This is a genomic window from Streptomyces sp. NPDC001157 (assembly GCF_053598255.1).
The window spans coordinates 781,928-800,257 of the sequence record NZ_JBSFJW010000001.1 but is presented as its reverse complement, the minus strand read 5'-3'; the positions used below and the strand labels follow the sequence as shown (position 1 = coordinate 800,257).

General features: G+C 71.4%; 13 protein-coding genes. 10 read left to right on the top strand and 3 right to left on the bottom strand.

Annotation, left to right across the window (positions count from 1 at the left end; all coding sequences use genetic code 11):
- Window positions 1-20: 20 nt before the first annotated feature.
- The 3 genes from ACWDAG_RS03550 to ACWDAG_RS03540 all read right to left on the bottom strand — a co-directional run bounded on the left by ACWDAG_RS03550 (window position 21) and on the right by ACWDAG_RS03540 (window position 3,715).
- Window positions 21-2,057: a DUF6114 domain-containing protein gene (locus ACWDAG_RS03550; RefSeq protein WP_450693890.1), complete on the bottom strand. Its 2,037-nt coding sequence runs from the start codon at window positions 2,055-2,057 to the stop codon at window positions 21-23.
- Window positions 2,050-2,961: a DUF6230 family protein gene (locus ACWDAG_RS03545; protein ID WP_450693889.1), complete on the bottom strand. Its 912-nt coding sequence runs from the start codon at window positions 2,959-2,961 to the stop codon at window positions 2,050-2,052. Before ACWDAG_RS03545 ends, ACWDAG_RS03550 begins: the two co-directional genes overlap by 8 nt.
- 124 nt (window positions 2,962-3,085) lie before the next feature.
- Window positions 3,086-3,715: a DUF6230 family protein gene (locus ACWDAG_RS03540; protein ID WP_450693888.1), complete on the bottom strand. Its 630-nt coding sequence runs from the start codon at window positions 3,713-3,715 to the stop codon at window positions 3,086-3,088.
- A 247-nt stretch (window positions 3,716-3,962) separates the two neighbouring features.
- On the opposite strand from ACWDAG_RS03540, the gene ACWDAG_RS03535 reads away from it, so the two are divergent.
- The 10 genes from ACWDAG_RS03535 to ACWDAG_RS03490 all read left to right on the top strand — a co-directional run bounded on the left by ACWDAG_RS03535 (window position 3,963) and on the right by ACWDAG_RS03490 (window position 18,258).
- Window positions 3,963-5,813 carry a gamma-glutamyltransferase family protein gene (locus ACWDAG_RS03535; RefSeq protein WP_450693887.1) on the top strand — a complete coding sequence of 617 codons (1,851 nt, stop codon included), beginning with the start codon at window positions 3,963-3,965 and terminating at the stop codon, window positions 5,811-5,813.
- A gap of 126 nt (window positions 5,814-5,939) precedes the next feature.
- Complete coding sequence (locus tag ACWDAG_RS03530) at window positions 5,940-6,785, top strand: inositol monophosphatase family protein (RefSeq protein ID WP_450693886.1); 846 nt, start codon at window positions 5,940-5,942, stop codon at window positions 6,783-6,785.
- A gap of 132 nt (window positions 6,786-6,917) precedes the next feature.
- On the top strand, window positions 6,918-8,327 hold the full coding sequence (locus tag ACWDAG_RS03525; protein ID WP_450693885.1) for a phytoene desaturase family protein: 1,410 nt from the start codon (window positions 6,918-6,920) through the stop codon (window positions 8,325-8,327).
- On the top strand, window positions 8,324-8,836 hold the full coding sequence (locus ACWDAG_RS03520) for an O-acetyl-ADP-ribose deacetylase (RefSeq protein WP_450693884.1): 513 nt from the start codon (window positions 8,324-8,326) through the stop codon (window positions 8,834-8,836). Before ACWDAG_RS03525 ends, ACWDAG_RS03520 begins: the two co-directional genes overlap by 4 nt.
- A gap of 386 nt (window positions 8,837-9,222) precedes the next feature.
- The gene (locus ACWDAG_RS03515; RefSeq protein ID WP_450693883.1) at window positions 9,223-10,566 is read left to right on the top strand and encodes an alpha/beta hydrolase family protein; all 1,344 of its coding nucleotides are present in this window, start codon (window positions 9,223-9,225) and stop codon (window positions 10,564-10,566) included.
- A gap of 356 nt (window positions 10,567-10,922) precedes the next feature.
- Window positions 10,923-13,124: a HAMP domain-containing protein gene (locus tag ACWDAG_RS03510; protein WP_450693882.1), complete on the top strand. Its 2,202-nt coding sequence runs from the start codon at window positions 10,923-10,925 to the stop codon at window positions 13,122-13,124.
- A 15-nt stretch (window positions 13,125-13,139) separates the two neighbouring features.
- Complete coding sequence (pgsB, locus tag ACWDAG_RS03505; protein WP_450693881.1) at window positions 13,140-14,621, top strand: poly-gamma-glutamate synthase PgsB; 1,482 nt, start codon at window positions 13,140-13,142, stop codon at window positions 14,619-14,621.
- Window positions 14,618-15,100 carry a poly-gamma-glutamate biosynthesis protein PgsC/CapC gene (locus tag ACWDAG_RS03500; RefSeq protein ID WP_450693880.1) on the top strand — a complete coding sequence of 161 codons (483 nt, stop codon included), beginning with the start codon at window positions 14,618-14,620 and terminating at the stop codon, window positions 15,098-15,100. The genes pgsB and ACWDAG_RS03500 overlap by 4 nt, the downstream gene beginning before the upstream one ends.
- Before the next feature lie 43 nt (window positions 15,101-15,143).
- The gene (locus ACWDAG_RS03495) at window positions 15,144-16,229 is read left to right on the top strand and encodes an NlpC/P60 family protein (protein ID WP_450693879.1); all 1,086 of its coding nucleotides are present in this window, start codon (window positions 15,144-15,146) and stop codon (window positions 16,227-16,229) included.
- A 70-nt stretch (window positions 16,230-16,299) separates the two neighbouring features.
- Window positions 16,300-18,258, top strand: a complete 1,959-nt coding sequence (locus tag ACWDAG_RS03490) for an ArnT family glycosyltransferase (protein ID WP_450693878.1) — start codon at window positions 16,300-16,302, stop codon at window positions 18,256-18,258.
- Window positions 18,259-18,330 lie beyond the last annotated feature (72 nt).

Below are 18,330 nucleotides of genomic sequence, written 5' to 3'. Positions count from 1 at the left end.
TGCCGCCGACAACGACGAAGTCAGCGAGACGCCGTCTGGTGGATACCGGGAACGTCCAACTCGTCGGCGCGGAGGAACTGGTTATACGCGGTGACGTTCGTGAAGAAGATCGGGATGGGAAGGGTGAGCCCCGGTGGCAGTGGGGGCGGCATGCTCGGGGTGAACGTGACGGGGAGCAGGCCGAGGAGGTTCCCGCTGAGGACCTTGGTCAGCAGGACCACGGGCCGCCCGGTGGCCACCGTCGTGCTGGAGGGGGCGTCCGTCTCCAGGGTGCCCTGGCAGGGATACCAGGGGCCGGGGGCGGACGGGTCCACACGGCCGATGCCGGGGATGCCCATGTCGAGCAGCGGCAGCCGGAGGCCGGGCAGGCCGTGGAAGGGCGGGGCGGGCGGCGGGGGCTGGTTGCGGCCGCATCCGGGGGCCAGGAGAGGGGCGGTCTGGCGCAGGCTCGCAATGTCGACCCGGTACGCGGTGAAGACCAGGACCTCCTGGGGCCCGTAGGCCGTCGGCACCTCGGTGATGCCGTGGTAGGTCAGGCCGGTGAGCACCAGCAGGGGGGTGACGACCCGGAACGGCTGGGCGGCGGTGCGTACGCGGTACGCGGCGGCATCGACACCCAGCCTGAGAGAGATCAAGGGCTGCGGAAGGCACCAGGGCGACTTCTCGTCGTGGTCGGAGCCCGCGCCCAGATCGATGTGCAGCGGCAGCAGCGACAGCGGCCCCTTCATCCGCCCGTCGGCAGGCAGGGGAGGGACGTCCAGGCGCAGGACGGACGGCGGGACCTTGCCGGCGACGCCGTCGGACCCGCCCGACTGCTTGTCCGACGCGCCCGGCCCGGTGGCGTGGTCGGGCTTACTGTGCTGGGGCCGGCCGGTGAGGCGGGTCGGCCCGGACGTCTCACGGTCGTGCCGGGCAGCCGAGCCCCTGTCCTGCTTGTCGCGTGCGTCGTCTGAACCGTGCAGGCCGAGCAGATCGGAGACCGAGCCGAGGAGGCTCCCTCCGGATGAAGGTGCGGGAGCGGGTGCACGCTTGACGGAGGCCGGTCCGTGTCCGGCCCTGGGTTTGTCGTTCGTCTCGGTACGCGGCTTCGGCACAAGGGGGACGAGGGGCCTGTTCGGGCCGTCCGCTCCGGCGCCTGAGCCCGGGACACGGCTTGCGGTGCTGCCGCGCGCGGGAGGTGTCGCCCCGGCCAGCAGTCCGCCGAGCAAGGAGCAGACGGTCAGGTGCGGGAGAGCGGTGTCTGTGACGGTGCTCCCGAGCACGCTGGGCGGTTCGGCGCGGCTCGGCACGACCCGCGGGAGGTGTGCCGGGGCCGGTTGCAGCCCGCCGGTCAGCAGAGCCCCGATCGGAAGCACGCCGAGCGCCCGCATACGGCTGGTGCGCCAGGTCAGACCGTTCGGGCGCGGGGTGCCGCCGGCTTGACCGCCGCCGACTGCATGACCTCCGCCGCCTCCCCAGCCGTCCGGTTCACCGGAACCGCCGGAGCCATCGGTCCCACCGGGACCGCCCGAACCACCGGAACCACCGGAACCGCCCGAGTCGCCCGGGCCACCGGGACCGTCCGGCTCCTCCGGGCCGCCAGGTTCTCCGGAGCCGCCCGAGCCGTTTCCACGACGCCAGTCCGGCCAGATCGGCGGCCGGAGCGGAGGCCTCGCGTAGGGCACCCAGCTCACCGCCATCGCACCGCCGGTGATGCCCAGCAGAAACCCGATCAGGAAGCCGCCGAAATTGGAGAGCACGAGCGAGGCCACCGCGAGCACCAGCGTCGCGATGCCCGCGAACACCCGGTGCCCGGGCGACAGCCACATGCTGAGCGCGAGGACCACCAGGAAGATCCCCATGAGCGACCCCGCCACGCCGGCGACGCCTTCATGCATCATGACCGGCAGCGGCGCGAACGGGATGGAGAGGATCTCGACCCCGGCGAGCAGCGTCCACACCCCGGCCCAGAACGGGCGGCTGCGCCGCCAGTCGCGGAAGGCGTTCCACACACCGCGCCGCTGCCCGTCAGCCTCTCCCTTCCCCTTGCCTCCGAGGTGCAGCCACGCACTACTCACTGCGATCCCCCGGAGTGTGGTGGTGTCCGTGATCCGCACCGGACGAGTGGTGACCGGAGTGATCCTCATCCGAGGAGTGGTGGCCTCCGTGATCGGCACCAGAAGAGCCGTGGCCTTCGTGATCCGAACCGGAAGAGTCGTCGTCCCCCTGATCCGCATCGGCATCGAAACACGGGTTCGAGCCGACCTGCACGCTCAGGTGGAGTCCCGGCAGCCGGAACGTCGCCGCACTCACCGAACGCGTCTGCTGCCGCAGGTTGTCGATGCGTACGGTGTCGGCCTGCTCGCCGAAGCCGCCGGGCGCGCCGTGCACACCCGGCACCCCCTGCACGGTCGCGGCATCCTGACCGATGTTGATGTTGTGGAAGAGCGCGTCGCCCTTCAGGTCGTGGCTGTCCGCGACGAGCCGGTCGGCGTGCGCGGGACTCCCACCGCTGCCCGAGGTCAGCCGTAGGGTCACGGGTCCGAGGACGGGGACGTCCTGTACGACGGACTGGCACAGGTCGTACAGGTCCGCGGACCGGATGCCGGAAAGAGCCTCCGGGTACGAGGCATGAGCGCCGCGGTCCAGCACACCGAACTGAACGAACCCTTGCCCGTCGAGCGTGCTGGCCGAGATCTGGAAGCTCTCGCCGGAAACCGTGAACGAGTTGGGTGACACTCCGAAGGACGCGGCCAGGGCGCCCCGCGCCACCGCCGTGCACAGCCCTGCGGACGCCAGCAAGGTGGGCACCATGGCCACGGCCAGGCGCCTCCATCGGGTGTGGCCCGTGAGCCGTGTGCTCACGGTGGTCTGGGTGGCACTGTCGGCGTTGCTCGTCATCCCTCTCCCCGTCAGACAATCCGGGCCGGCCCATGAGCGGGCCGAGAAGCCCCAAATTCCCGAGTCTCGGGCGGTACGCATCGCCAACTCCGGCGGGACCCGCGGGTGACTCCGGGAAACAGCAGCGGGACCCCAATGGACGGACGCATTCACCCGCGTGGGTCAGGCAAAGGGACGGGGAGGGGGGAGGGGGAGGGGGGATTGACTAGCAGGGCTTGGATCCGGCCTTCACGCTGAGGTGCAGGCCGGTGAGCCGGAAGGTCGCCGCCTTCACCTCTCGGGTCGACTGCCGCAGGTGATCGATGCGTACGGTGTCGGCCGACTGCCCGAAGACTCCCGCCAGGTCACCGGAGCCGTTCTCGAAGGTCGAGGCATCCTGGCCGATGACGATGTTGTGGAACTCCGCATCGCCGCCGAGGTCGTCGGTGTGGACGACGAGATGGTCCGCGTGTGCGGGCTTGCCACCACCGCCGGCCCCGATCCGCAGCGTGGTTTCGCCGACGACGGGGAGCTTGACGACCATCGACTGGCACAGGTTGTACAGGTCGGCCGAGTCGATCCCGGCGATGGCTTCCGGGTACGTCCGGGACTTCGACTGATCCGTCCCGACGTACTGGGTGAACCCGGTGCCGTCCAGCCGGTCGGCGGTGATCTCGAGGTTCTGTCCGGAGATCGCCATCGACTGTGCCGTGACCGCGAGCGAGACAGGGAGTATTCCGCTGCCGACCCCCACCAGGAGCAGCGCGGACACCACCAGCGTCGGCACCATCACGAGGCCGAGCCGTCCCCACCGGGTGTGACCCGCGGGGCGGGGGTCGGGCTCAGGGAACGTCATCACTGCCTCCCCGGCTCGGGCGGGGCCGAGCGGGGGTGGGACACCACCTGCGCCGCTGGCTGCGGCCGTCGGGCCACAGCCTCATTGCAACCTGGGGTGTGCAGGTCGGCAACCGGAACCGGACCGCAGCGATCAGCCCGGCCTGCAGGCGCCCCGGGATGTGCGGTGCGCCTCGCGTGCCCTTTCTCCCGGGTTTCGTCTGGGGTTGGATGGGCCAGGCCCATGCCCGCAGACATCGAGGTCAGAGATGCATTTCACCACTCGTCCCACCCTCCAGGGCACGTTCGGCATGGTGTCCTCCACCCACTGGCTGGCCTCCCAGTCGGCGATGGCCGTCCTGGAGGACGGCGGCAACGCGTACGACGCGGCCGTGGCCGGGGCGTTCGTGCTGCACGTCGTCGAGCCGCACCTCAACGGGCCTGCCGGGGAGGTGCCGATCCTGCTCGCCCCGGCGGGCGGCGAGGTGCGGGTGCTGTGCGGCCAGGGCGTCGCGCCCGCCGGAGCGACGGTCGCGCACTACCGGGGGCTCGGGCTGGAGCTCGTCCCCGGCACCGGACCGCTCGCCGCCGCCGTGCCCGGCGCGTTCGACGCCTGGATGCTCCTGCTGCGCGACCACGGCACCAAACCCCTCGCCGACGTCCTCAAGTACGCCATCGGGTACGCCGAACACGGCCACGCGCCCGTGGAGAACGTCGGCGCGACCGTCGAGGCGGTACGGCAGCTGTTCGAGACGGAGTGGACCTCCTCGGCCGAGGTCCATCTGCCGGGTGGGAAGGCCCCGCGCCCCGGGGAACTGCTGCGCAACCCCGCCCTCGCCGCCACCTGGAAGCGACTGCTCGCCGAGGTCGCCGGTGCGGGGGACCGGGTCGCGCAGATCGAGGCGGCGCGGGAGGTCTGGCGGTCCGGGTTCATCGCCGAGGCCCTGATACGGCAGGCCCAGCGGCCCACCATGGACACCAGCGGCGAGCGCCACAGCGGCACCCTCACGGCCGCCGACCTCGCCGGCTGGTCCGCGACCTACGAGACCCCGGCGACGTACGACTGGAACGGCTGGACCCTGTGCAAGGCCGGCCCGTGGAGCCAGGGCCCGGCCTTCCTCCAGCAGCTCGCTCTGCTCCCGCCCGAACTGCCCGAGTACGGATCCGCCGACTACGTCCATCTGCTCATCGAGGGCTGCAAGCTCGCCATGGCCGACCGGGAGGCCTGGTACGGGGACGCCGCCGAGGTCCCGCTCGGCGAACTGCTGTCGACGGACTACAACGCGGCCCGGCGCGATCTCATCGGTGAAAAGGCCTCCTACGAGCTGCGTCCCGGCAGCCCCGGCGGGCGGACCCCGCGGCTGAGCGGGCACGCGCGCGTGGTTGTCACCGACGACCCCGGGTTCGACCCGATGGGTGCAGGGGAACCGACGGTCGCCAAGCCGACCACGTCCCCGGTGCCGGGTGAGCCACGCGCGCGTGCCGTCGAACCGGAGGTGCGCGCCGACGGCGCCACCCGTGGTGACACCTGCCACCTCGACGTCGTCGACCGCTGGGGCAACATGGTCGCGGCCACGCCCAGTGGCGGCTGGTTGCAGTCCAACCCCGTCGTGCCCGAGCTGGGCTTTCCGCTCGGCACCCGGCTGCAGATGACCTGGCTGGAGGAGGGCCTGCCGAACTCGCTGACGCCCGGCCGCCGCCCCCGCACCACCCTCACACCGTCGATCGCCCTGCGCGACGGTGTCCCGGTCATGGCGTTCGGCACGCCCGGAGGGGACCAGCAGGACCAGTGGCAGCTGCACTTCTTCCTGGCCGTCGCCCTGCGGGCACCGGCCCGCGGCGGCCTCGACCTGCAGGGCGCCATCGACGCCCCGAACTGGCACAACGACGGCTTCCCGGGGTCGTTCTACCCGCGCGGCATGCGGCCGGGCAGCGTGACGGTCGAGTCCCGCATGGACCCCGGCGTCGTCGAGAAGCTGCGGCGCCGCGGGCACGACATCACCGTCGGTGACCCCTGGTCGGAAGGCCGGCTGTGCGCGGTCGCCCGGGACCCGGAGACCGGCATCCTGTCGGCGGCCGCGAACCCGCGGGGGATGCAGGGGTACGCGGTCGGTCGCTGAGTGCGTGCACCGGCCCGCTGATCGCGCACACCGGCCCGCTGACCGAGCGCGCCGAGTTCACGCCGATTCCACCGGAGGTCCACCGGCACGGTGGGGATTGTCAGTGGCGCGTGCTCTCATGGAGCCATGATCGAAGACAAGGAAACCATCGACGAGTTTCTCGCCCGCCACTCGGCCGACGTGGAGGAGGCGGTCCGCAAGGCCGCCGCGGCCGAGATCATGCCCCGCTTCCGCCGGCTGGCCGCGCACGAGGTCGACCAGAAGGCCGGACCGCACGACCTGGTGACCGACGCCGACCGCCTCGCCGAGCAGTACCTCACGGACGTCCTCGGCGCGCTCCTGCCCGGTTCGGTCGTGGTCGGCGAGGAGGCGGTTCATGCCGATCCGGTGACGTACGAGGCGATACAGGGCGACGCCCCGGTCTGGATCGTCGACCCGGTCGACGGAACACGCCAGTTCGTGCGCGGCGAATCCGGATTCTGCACGCTGGTCGCCCTCGCGCACCGCGGAGTTCTGCTCGCCTCGTGGACCTACGCACCCGCGCAGGACCAACTGGCCACGGCCACAAGGGGCCAGGGCGCCTTCCTCGACGGCGTGCGGCTGCACGCGGGCTCGCCCGTCCCCGGCCGCGACCTCCAAGTGGCCACCTCCCACCCGGACTACACGACCGACGAGCAGAAGCGCGCCCTGCTCGGTCTGCGGACCGAGGGTGTCGCGTTCCGTTCCTGCGGCTCGGCCGGCCTGGAGTATCTCGCCATAGCCCGCGGCGAGTTGGACGCCGTCGCCTTCTCGTGGGAGGCGGCGTGGGATCACGCGGCGGGCATCCTGCTGGTCGAGGAGGCGGGCGGGGCCCACCTCACGCTCAGCGGGGAACCCTTCCGCATCACGGGCGGCAACGCCCTTCCGTTCACGGCCGCACGTGACGCGGCGACGGCCCGCCGGGTGCACGGGCTGCTGTCGGGCAGGGTCTGATCCAGGCGTCCGTTCCGGCCGGTCCAGGGGCCTGATCAGCGTGAACCACCCGCCGCCGGAGACTGTCAGTGCCCCGGCATATCCTGATCCTCAGAGGCCATCGGCTGACGAAGGGGTCCCAAGGTGCCGTCGATGCTCGATGCTGTCGTGGTGGGTGCGGGGCCGAACGGACTGACGGCCGCCGTGGAACTGGCCCGCCGCGGCTTCTCCGTGGCGGTGTTCGAAGCCCGCGACACCGTCGGCGGGGGAGCCCGTACCGAAGAGCTCACCCTGCCCGGCTTCCGGCACGACCCGTGCTCCGCGGCCCACCCCCTCGCCATCAACTCCCCGGCGTTCCGCGCCATGCCCCTGGAGCGGTACGGCCTCGAGTGGCTGCACGCCGAGCTGCCCATGGCGCACCCCTTCACCGACGGCACCGCCGCCGTGTTGTCCCGCTCGGTCGCCGAGACGGCCGCGTCCTTCGGCCCACGGGACGCGGGCGCCTACCGCAGGCTGGTCGCGCCCTTCCTCCCCAAGTGGGACACCCTGGTCCGCGACTTCATGTCCCTGCCGCTCACCACGCTCCCGCGCGACCCGGTGACCCTCGCCCGCTTCGGCCTGGCCGGCCTGCCCCCGTCGACCTGGCTGACCCGCCGCTTCCAGGACGAACGCGCGAAGACCCTGTTCGCGGGCCTCGTCGCACACGTCATGGCCCCGCTGAACGGCTTCGCCACGGGCGCCATCGGCCTGGTCTTCGCCCTGGCCGCGCACGCCCGTGGCTGGCCCGTGGCCCGCGGCGGCTCCCAGTCCATCTCCGACGCGCTCACCGCGTTCCTCAAGGACCTGGGCGGCCTGGTCCACACGGACTACGAGGTCAAGCGCCTCGACGACCTGCCGCCCGCCCGCGCCTACGTCTTCGACACCTCACCCGCCGCCCTGGCCCGTATCGCGGGCTTCGGCCGCTACTACGAGGGCTACAAGTACGGCCCCGGAGTCTTCAAGGTGGACTACGCGCTGGACGGTCCGGTGCCGTGGACCGCCGAGGAGGCCCGCGCCGCCGGTACCGTGCAGATCGGTGCGGACAGCGCGGAGATCGGCGCCGCCCTGACCGCGGCCTCCCGCGAAGGCCGCGCTCCCGACAAACCCTTCATGATCACGGTCCAGCCCGGCGTCGTCGACCCCACCCGCGCACCCGACGGCAAACAGGTCTTCTGGGCCTACGGTCACGTCCCCAGCGGCTGGACCGGAGACCTCACGGATGCCATGGAGCGCCAACTGGAGCGCTTCGCCCCGGGGTTCCGCGACCGCGTCCTCGCCCGCGCCACCGCCGGCCCGCCCGAACTCGCCGCCCGCAACGCCAACTACATCGGCGGCGACATCGCCTCCGGCGCGGTCTCCGGACTCCAGATCCTGCTGCGCCCCAAACTCTCCCTGTCCCCGTACAGCACCCCCCACCCGGCCGTCTTCATCTGCTCCTCGGCCACCCCGCCCGGGCCGGGGGTACACGGCATGTCCGGGCACAACGCCGCGAAGGCCGTCTGGAGGAGGCTGAGACAGACATGACGCCGACCATCACGCTCGCCCAGGGCGACATCACCCGCCAGAGCGCCGACGCGATCGTCAACGCCGCGAACTCCTCCCTGCTCGGCGGCGGAGGCGTGGACGGCGCCATTCACCGCCGCGGCGGCCCCGCGATCCTGGAGGAGTGCCGCAAACTCCGCGCATCCCATTACGGCAAGGGCCTTCCCACCGGCCAGGCGGTCGCCACCACCGCGGGCGACCTGGACGCACGCTGGGTGATCCACACGGTGGGCCCGGTCTGGTCGTCCACCGAGGACCGCTCCGCACTGCTCGCCTCCTGTTACCGGGAGTCGCTCCGCGTGGCGGACGAGTTGGGTGCGCGGACGGTCGCGTTCCCGGCGATCTCCACCGGGGTGTATCGGTGGCCGATGGAAGAAGCGGCCCGTATCGCGGTTCAGACGGTGCGGGACGCATCGACAGACGTCGAAGAGGTGCGGTTCGTTCTCTTCGACGACCGGGCGTACGAGGCTTTCGGCCGGCAACTCGGTTGATAGAATCCAGGGCCAGCGGGAAGGGTGGAGCAGGCGGCCCTCCTGGGCGGGGAAAGCGAGCACGTCGAAGATCAGCCATTCCAGGACCGTGGTCGGCCAGAGCACGACCTCGGACAGATGCACGGCCCGCACGAAGATCACCAGCAGTGGGAACGGCAACGTGAAGCCGTCGCCCCACGTTCGTGCCGCGGCTCGGGGCGCTCTTCACCTCTGCGAGGCTGAGGCCATCGCGGCAGATCGGCATGAGGTGCGCCGAAATGCCCGCGTTCTGTACCGGAGGTCACGCCGGCAATATCCCGGGCGTGTGAGTCCGCCCGTCGCAGCAGCGATACGGTATGCCGCAGTCGATCGCGCGTTCTACGATCGCTGACGAACAAGGGGGTTCCATGAAGCACCGCCGCCCGCGGCCCCGCCGTAGAGCCATCGCCAGAGCGGTAGGTTCGGCGGGTGCGCTGGCCGTCGCACTGGGTGTGGGGGTGACGCCGGCGATCGCCGCCGGGAAGACGTCGGCCACACCTACGGCCACCGGGTTCTCGCCCGACGAGCCCGACCCGAACACGAACTGGGCGCCCGAGAACGACGAGGCGCCGCTGCCCCGGAAGGCCGTACACCCTGAGGCATTCGCGGCCGGCCGTACGGCCGCGTCCGGTCTCCAGCTCAAGATGCCCGCGCCGACCGGGCCGAACAGCGTGGGCATGGTCGGCCTGCATCTGGTCGACTCGTCCCGTACGGATCCGTATGTGGGCGGCAAGCGCGAGGTGATGGTCTCGCTCTGGTATCCGGCCACCGCCACGTCCGGGCACTACCAGGCGCCGTGGATGCCGTCGATCTCCGGGAACCACTACCTCACCACGCACGGGATGTCGCCGCAGCAGGTGACCCTGCCGAAGACGGCGGGCCATGTCCTTGCCCCGGTGAAGACCTCGCTCGGCAAGCTGCCCGTCCTGCTGTACTCGACCGGGCTGCACTCGGACCGCGCGCAGGGCACCGCGCTCGCCCAGGATCTCGCCAGCCGCGGCTACCTCGTCGTCACCGTCGACCACACCCACGACGCCAACGAGGTGCAGTTCCCCGGCAACCGGCTCGAGCTCAACGCGATGCCGCCGGGCACCCACTCCTCCGACACGCTCAAGGTGCGCGCGGCCGACATCAAGTTCGTCATCAACGCGCTCGGCAAGATCAGCAGTGGCGGAAACCCGGACGCCGGACACGCGACGCTGCCCGCCGGGCTGACGCACTCGGTGGACATGTCCCGTATCGGGATGTTCGGCTGGTCGCTGGGCGGCGGGGCGGTCGACACCGCCATGCAGCTCGACAAGCGCATCGCCGCCGGTGCCGACCTGGACGGCCAGTTCTTCGGGACGGCGCCGAGCAAGGATCTGGACCGCCCCTTCATGCTCTTCAGCTCCGGCACCCACAACCGCAACAACGACGCTTCGTGGCGCACGCTGTGGTCGCATCTGAAGGGGTACAAGGTCGACATCAAGCTCCATGGCGCGGCGCACCTGTCGTTCTGCGACCAGGAGTGGATGGTGCCGCAGGAGGCAGGCCTGCTCGGCCTCTCCCAGGAGCAGATCCAACAGCAGTACGGCACGATCGACCCGGACCGGGCGGTCCAGGTGCAGCGCGTCTACCTCGCTGCCTTCTTCGACCAGACGCTGCGTCACAAGCACAGCACTCTGCTCGACGGGCCCGCCGACAAGTACCCGGAGATCTCTTTCGTCCGCTGACCGGAGAGTCGACCGGACAGCTGACCATGCGTTCGAAGGGTCGGGCCTGCTTGCAGGTCCGCCCTTCGTTGCGCCGCCGCGGCGGTGCGGCCTGTATCGCCGCCGCCCAGTGGTCCCGCGAATTCGAATTAACACGTACGTCACATGGGGCGAAAATGTGATGGTCGTGTGACGAGTGGGAGCTAACATGTTCGCACTCTCGAACATCTGGGCGCTCGACGCCAGTTGAGGAAGGATCCGTTCCCCTGCCCTCTGCACCCCGGGCGCCGCGCCGACACCGCATCCGTCGCCGTGCCGATATGCCGATGCTTGGCGGAGTTCGCCCGCCTATAGCCTCACTTGTCATACTTCTGCTGGTGGTCGCAGCCCTGACCGTGGTCGGCCTCGACGGCGTCCGCACCGCGTCCGTCCCGCAGGCCGTGTTGAACGGGGAGCAGCAGATCGCTGCGGACAGCGCACAGTCGCTGCGCACCGCGATCGACGCCGAAGCGAGCACCGTACGCCGTACGGCGGGCGCGTACCCGGCGACGAGCACCTCGACCCCCGTGACCACGCTCAAGGCGCTGACCTCCGCCAGGAAGGCGGTCCTCGGCAGTGCGCTGCTCGACCGGCGCACCGGCAAACTGCTTGCGGCCGGCGGCAAAATGGTGCCGTTGGCCGGGGTGGACGCCGCCCGGAAGGCCTCCGGGACGGTCCCGCCCCGGCTGGTGACGTCGGGCGGCCCGCCGCAACTGCTGTACTTCACCAAGGTCACGCTGCCCGCGCAGCAGGACGACCCCGACCAGGACTACCAGACCCCGAACCGGCCCGAGCGGCAGTGGCTGCTGGTGGTCTCCGAGGCGCTCCCCTCCGTCGCGGCGTACGGCGAGGGCGGCACGGCCGAAGTGCTGGACGCGAGCGGCAAGGCCCTCGCCACCGCGGTCCATGGCAAGGCGTCGCCGGGCGCCGCCGGTGATCTGTCCGCGGCGGCGGCTCGCGCGGCGCATGGATCCGGCGTCGACACCGAGGCCTCGGGAAGCATGCTGGGCGCCCGCACCGGTGAACGGCGCACCGTGGCCGGCTGGGCGCAGGTCGCCTCGGCGACCGGTCCGGGCGACACCGACGACCTGGGGCTGGTGGTGCTCACGTCCCGCGCGGTGCCCGCCACGACCACCACTGCCGACTACTCGCGCTTCGCGCTCGAGGCCGCCGGAGCGCTGGCCGGAGTCGCGCTGCTGCTCGGGCTGGCGCTGTACTTCTGCGTGCAGCGGCCCCTGCTGCGGCTGTATCTGTCCGCCAGCCGCCTCGCGCGGGGAGCGACCGAGGACGGGCCGACCGCGTGGGAGGAGCTGTCCCGGCCCGTTCCCGTGCATGGCTTCGGGGAACTGGCCCGGATCGGGCGGGCACTGGAGTCACTGCGCCGGCAACTGCTCGGCGAGAGCGGACCGCAGGAGTTCCCGGCCCGGCGCGGACCGGGCTACCGGGCGCTGGCCGTGGTCGGTGTGCTGGTGGTGGGCTGCTGGGCGATGCCGATGATCTTCCTGCTGAACCGGGCGGACGCCGCGACCTCGGTTCCGGCTTCGGTCCTCGCCGACCAGCAGGCGCGTACCGAGATCGCGGCGAACCGGATCCGGCAGTCCCTCGACCAGTCGTACACCGACCTGAGCGCCGCGGCCGGGGACCTGCCGGGCAGGAGCCGGGCCGCCCAGACCGAGGTTCTGCGGCATGCCCTCGACGACCACAAGCAGTACCGCTCGCTGTATCTCCTGGACCGCTCGGGCGGCATCACCCTGAGAGTGGGCGGCACACCGCTGCGCACCCTCGTCCACGTGCCCGGCGGCGAAGGGATCACCACCGTCAACACCTCCGGCCGGATCCCGGCGATCGCCGCCTACACCCAGGTCCGGGCCGTGAAGGGCAAGGCTCCTGCGGCCGGGGTGGTCCTGTTCGGCGAGATCGACGTGAACGCGCTCAACTCCGTCCTGCCCAGGCCGAAGCTGGGCAGCGTCTGGGTGACGGACCGCGACGAGCGGGTGCTGGCGGCAAGCGTCGGCTACCAGGCGTTCCAGTCGCTGCCCGACCCCGGCCTGACCCGTCTCGCCCGTTCCACCCAGAGCGCCCCGGGCACCGCGGGCACCGCGACCTCGGCGGTGCACCTCACCTCCTCCGGCCCCTCGGTCGACGCCGCCGCGCCGCTGGCGCAGAGTGGTCCGACGGCGCGCCTCGGCTGGCACGTGGTGACCGCGGAGCCCGCGGCAGCGCTCCAGATCCCCGCGGTGCAGGCCGAGCAGCGCACCATGCTCGCCGGCATCCTGGCCCTCGCCGTGGGCGCGGCCTGCCTGGGCTGGCTGCATGTCGTGGTGGTCCGGCCGCTGCGCGCGGTCGCCGCGCTCGTCGAGCGGCTCGCCGGCGGAGACCGCCGTACCGTGCTGCATCCGGTCAACCACGACGAGATCGGCTCGGTCACCCGCAGCCTGGAGCTGATGCGCCAGGCCCTGGCGGAACGCGACCGGGCGGCCAGATCCGGCCATGCGGCCCGGCCCTCGCGGTCCCTGCGTGAGAACACCCTCCAGCGGTAGAAGGACGGAATCGACGTGCTCTTCCTCTATGTCATCGTCCTGATGTGCTGTGCCGTGCTGTGGATCGCCGGAATCCTGGAGCAGCGGCGCCACTTCGCCTCGCTGGAGCAGATACCGACGCGGGTGCTGGTCAACGGCATCCGCGGCAAGAGTTCGATCACCCGGCTGTGCGCGGGGGCGCTGCGCGGCGGCGGCCTGGTCACGGTGGCCAAGACCACCGGCACCGCGGCCCGGTTCATCCATCCGGACGCCACCGAGGAACCGATCTACCGCAAATTCGGCATCTCCAACATCGTCGAGCAGATCGGCATCGTACGGCGGGCGGCGACCTACCGGCCCGATGCGCTGGTGATCGAGTGCATGGCGGTGATGCCCGCGCTGCAGGAGACCAACCAGGAGAAGCTGATCCGTTCCACGATCGGCGTGCTGTGCAACGTCCGCGAGGACCATCTGGAGGAGATGGGGCCGACGCTGGACGACGTCGCCCGCTCCCTCTCCCGCTCGATGCCGGTGGGCGGGGTGTGTGTGACGGCGGAGAAGGACCGGCTGCACATCCTCCAGGAGGAGGCCGACAAGCGGAACTGCCGTCTGATCGCGGTCGATCCGGAGTCGGTGACCGACGCCGAGCTCCGTGGCTTCAGCTGGTTCACCTTCAAGGAGAACGTGGCGATCGCGCTCGCCGTCGCCGAACTGCTCGGCGTGGAGCGGCAGACCGCGATGCAGGGCATGTGGGACGCGCCGCCCGACCCGGGCGTGCTGTCGGTGGAGCGCTACGTCACGCCCGAGGGCAAGAAGCTGCGGTTCGCGAACGTCTTCGCGGCCAACGACCCCGAGTCGACGCTGATGAACGTGAAGCAGCTGGAGGATCTGGGCGCGATCAGACGACCGATCAACGTGGTCATCAACTGCCGCCCGGACCGGGTGGAGCGCAACGGCCAGATGGGCGCCATCGTCCCCGGCCTCGCCGCCGAGACGGTGTTCCTGATCGGCCATCCGACCAGGAGCGCCCGCGATGCGATTCCCGCCGGCTTCACCGGGCGCGTGGTGGATCTCGGCGGTGACCGCCGCGACCCCGAGGAGCTGACCGCGGCGATACTCGCGGAACTCGGCCCGGCCTCCTCGCTGGTGGCGATCGGCAACATCCACGGCCAGGGCGAGCTGTTCCTGGAATGCCTCGCCGAGCTGCCGGTGGACGAGTTCGAGGACCTGCTCGACGCCGTTCCCGACGGCGACGGCCTGGACCAGGAGACGATGCAGATCGCCATCCCCCGGCCGCGGGTCTCGGTGGCCCGGCCGCCCGAGCCGGAGCCGTACAGCTGGGTGGCACCGCTGGAGACACCGACGTACGCCTTCCGCGTTCCCGAACAGCGCGACCTCGCCCGCCGGTTCGCCGCCCGCCATGGCCGGTCCGACGACCAGAGCACCACAGACCACCCGCACCACTCCGACGAGCGTTACCACCCCTACGATTCGCCCCAGTCCACGAGGAACCCGTGATCCCCGCCAACCTCACCGCACAGACCGCCGCACTCGGGATCGCCCTCGGGCTGGTCTTCTCGCTCGTCTGCTATCTGACCACCAACCTTTCCCCCGGGGGCATGATCACCCCGGGCTGGATCGCTCTCACGCTCGTCACCGACGTGCGGATGGCCGGGCTGATGGTCGCTGTGGCGGCGGCCACGTACTTCATGACGAAGCTTTTGCAGCGCACGGTGATTCTCTACGGCAAGCGGCTGTTCGCCGCAGTGGTGCTGTGCGCGGTGGTGATGCAGTCCACCGTGATGCTCGCCCTCAGTCATGAGTTCCCGCTGCTGTACACGTCACAGACCCTTGGCTTCATCGTCCCCGGCCTGGTCTCCTACCAGATGGTCCGGCAGCCCATGGCGGCCACGGTCATCTCGACCACGGCGGTGACGCTGGCCACCTACGTGGTTCTGGTCTCCGGCCTGTTGATGGGCGCTCTGCCCACCAGCTGACCCGCCCACCCCCACTCACCTCACACTTCCAGGAGGATCGGCCATGCACTCCCACTCCGCCGGCAGAGGCAGCCGCCCGACGCGCCGCGCCGTGCTCGGGACGATCGCGGGCGTAGCAGCCGCCGGGGTGGCGGGCGGGTACGCCTGGGACCACCTCAGGCAGGGCAGCGACGACCACGGCGGTACGGTCGCCGACGGAACGGGCACGGACCCGGGCTCCCGGGCCACCGGGGCCCACACCTTCGAGCGGCTGTCCGCTCCCGCCCGCACCGTCGTCCGTGCCGCCGACGGCGGCACACTCGCCACCTTCACCGACGGAGCCCGTACGGCCGTACTCACCGGCCCCACCCGCACCTTCAGCGAGCCGCGGACCACCGAGGCCAAGGTGACCACGGACGCCTGGGTGCGGGTGCTGCCGCACGAGTGGCAGCGGGGCATGGAGAAGTCCGCCTCGTTCAAGAGCTGGTTCCGCAAGGCGCTCGTCGACACCAGCCCGGACGTCTTCGCGGTGGCGTTCCAGTACAGCAGCGCCGGGGCGCCCGACAAGCACAACGATGCCGGCGTGCGCTACGCGGGCACCGCGCACTTCGGTCCGCGCAACGCTGCGGTCAACAATCCGCTGGACTTCGCCTTCCACGACGAACAGTCCGACTTCTACGACTATCTGGGCCTGCCCTGGACCTTCCCGGACGGCACGCGCGTGCAGCCGGAGAAGGACCGCTACGGCGACGCCGACTGCTCCGGCTTCCAACGGCTGGTGTGGGGCTACCGGATGGGCATTCCCCTGCACAACACCAACACCAAGGGCGCCGGCCTGCCGCGCCGCGCGTTCGCCATCGCCGCCCACGGTCCCGGCCGCCTCGTGATCCCCCACACCGGCAAGCGGCAGGCCACCGACCTGAGCGTCCTGCAACCCGGCGATCTGGTCTTCTTCGCCATCATCAAGGACCGGCCGGACTTCATCGACCACTGCGGCATGTACATGGGCCTCGACGACCAGGGCCGGCACCGCTTCTACTCCAGCCGCTCCGCCGCCAACGGTCCGACCATGGGCGACATGTCGGGCCATGCGCTGCTGGACGGCACCGACTTCTACGCCCGCGGCTTCCGGGCGGCCCGCCGCCTGTGATCCCGCGGCCCTGATCCCGCCGCCTGTGCACCACCGCCTCACCTGACCTGCCGATCCGAGGACCACTGCCATGACCGCCATCCCCGCCGCCCGGCCCACCGGAGCGCACCGAGGCCGCCGGACGGTCGGCCGCCGCTCCGGCCTGCCGGAGGACGCTCCGCGCTGGGAGCGCCCGGCTCTCGCCGCGGTGCTGGTCGTCGCCACGGTGCTGTACTCCTGGGGCATCGGGCATGCCGCACTCCACCCCTTCTACGGCGCGGCGATACGGTCGATGGCCGGCAGCTGGCGAGCCTTCTTCTTCGGCGGGCTCGACGCGAGCGGGTCGATCAGCATCGACAAGCTGCCCGGCGCCTTCTGGCCCGACGCCGTCTCCGTCTGGATCTTCGGCCCGCACACCTGGGCAGCGGCGCTTCCCCAGGTCGTCGAGGGCGTGCTCACCGTATGGCTGCTGCACCGGATCGTACGGGCCTGGGCCGGTCCGTTCGCCGCGCTGATCGCCGCGCTGGCGCTCACCCTCACCCCGGTCACCGTGGCGCTCAACCGTGCCACCATCCCGGACACCGCCCTCACCCTGCTCCTGGTGGCGGCCGCCGGCGCGCTGCAGAAGGCGGTGCGCACAGAGCGGCTGCTGCCGCTGATCACCTGCGGCATCTGGGTCGGCCTCGCCTTCCAGGCCAAGATGCTGCAGGCGTGGCTGGTGCTGCCGGTCTTCGCCGCCGTGTACCAACTCGCCGCACCCGGAACCCGGTTGAACCGGGCCCTGCGCGTCCTGCTGGCCGGTGCGGTCGCCCTGGCGGTCTCCTGCTCCTGGGTGCTGATCGCCTGGGCGACACCGGCCGCGAGCCGCCCGTACCTCGACGGCACGTCCGACAACAACCCGTTCGCCCTGGTCTTCGGCTACAACGGCCTGAGCCGCTTCAGCAGCGACGCCACCGCCTTCGGCGCCGTCGCGGGCACCGCAGCGAGCCGCACCACCGGCAACACCGGCTGGGACATGCTGATCAACCACACCGTGGGCCCGCAGGTCGCCTGGTTCCTGCCGCTAGCCGTGCTCGCCGCGATCCTGGGCATCGTCTGGCGCACCGGACAACCGCGAACCGACCTGCTGCGCACGGGATTTGTCCTGTGGGGCGGCTGGCTGGCCGCGCACACCCTGGTGTTCAGCGCCTCCAACGGCAACCACGCCTACTACACCGCCGTCATCGCCCCGGCGCTCGCCGCGCTGGCAGGCGGCGGGCTCGCGCTCTTCCGATCGGAGTACGAGGCGAAGTACGAGCCCGAGCCGGCGGCGCAGTACGAACCGGATCCGGAGGCGGAGCACGAGGCGGTCGGCCGACGGGACCTGGCGCTCCCGGCGGCGATCGTGCTGACGGCGGCGTGGGCGCTGGTGCTCGACTGGCCGACCCGGTTCGTCTCCTGGCTGCTGCCGGTCGCCGTGATGCTCGCACTGTGCGGCGTGGTGGGCCTGTGGAGCCGCGGGCCGCGCACCTCCCCGCGGATGATCCACGCCTCCCTCGCCGCCGGGATCGCGGCCACCCTGGTCGTACCGGCCGGCTGGGCCGTCTCCGGCCTCAACCCGCTCTACGCGGGCGCCGCCACCTCGCCGATGGCCGGTCCGGTCGGCAAGTCGTACTACGAGCATCCCCGCCACGCTCCGCGGAGGAGAGGACTCGGCCGGCCCAACGCCCGCGACACCGCGCTGCTCGACTACCTCACCACGCACCGCCACGGCGAGAAGTACCTGCTCGCCACCCAGGCCGCGTACACCGCCGAGCCCCTGCTGCGCGCGAAGTCCGAGCCCATCCTCGTCATGGGCGGCTTCACCGGCAGCACGCCCTTCCCCACCGCCCAGCAACTCGGCAACCTCGTCATCACCCACCAACTGCGCTATGCGCTGCTCACCACGCAGCGCGCCACCACTCCCGCCACCACCTGGGTGAAGTCCCACTGCACCCTCATCCGGCCCACGGCCTACGGACGCCGCACCGGCGGCGGCTTCACCCTCTACGACTGCAGTCCCAAGCGGTGAAGCGAAACGACCAGCGGGCCCACGAGGCGTTCGCCGCGCAGGCCCGCTGAGCCGTGGGTCATCGATCGGAAG

Excerpts from the sequence above, each read along its gene's own strand:
- ACWDAG_RS03545 (WP_450693889.1), bottom strand. The coding sequence starts at position 2,961 with ATGCGTACCGCCCGAGACTCGGGAATTTGGGGCTTCTCGGCCCGCTCA.
- ACWDAG_RS03540 (WP_450693888.1), bottom strand. The coding sequence starts at position 3,715 with ATGACGTTCCCTGAGCCCGACCCCCGCCCCGCGGGTCACACCCGGTGG.
- ACWDAG_RS03535 (WP_450693887.1), top strand. The coding sequence starts at position 3,963 with ATGCATTTCACCACTCGTCCCACCCTCCAGGGCACGTTCGGCATGGTG.
- ACWDAG_RS03530 (WP_450693886.1), top strand. The coding sequence starts at position 5,940 with ATGATCGAAGACAAGGAAACCATCGACGAGTTTCTCGCCCGCCACTCG.
- ACWDAG_RS03525 (WP_450693885.1), top strand. The coding sequence starts at position 6,918 with ATGCTCGATGCTGTCGTGGTGGGTGCGGGGCCGAACGGACTGACGGCC.
- ACWDAG_RS03520 (WP_450693884.1), top strand. The coding sequence starts at position 8,324 with ATGACGCCGACCATCACGCTCGCCCAGGGCGACATCACCCGCCAGAGC.
- ACWDAG_RS03515 (WP_450693883.1), top strand. The coding sequence starts at position 9,223 with ATGAAGCACCGCCGCCCGCGGCCCCGCCGTAGAGCCATCGCCAGAGCG.
- ACWDAG_RS03495 (WP_450693879.1), top strand. The coding sequence starts at position 15,144 with ATGCACTCCCACTCCGCCGGCAGAGGCAGCCGCCCGACGCGCCGCGCC.
- ACWDAG_RS03490 (WP_450693878.1), top strand. The coding sequence starts at position 16,300 with ATGACCGCCATCCCCGCCGCCCGGCCCACCGGAGCGCACCGAGGCCGC.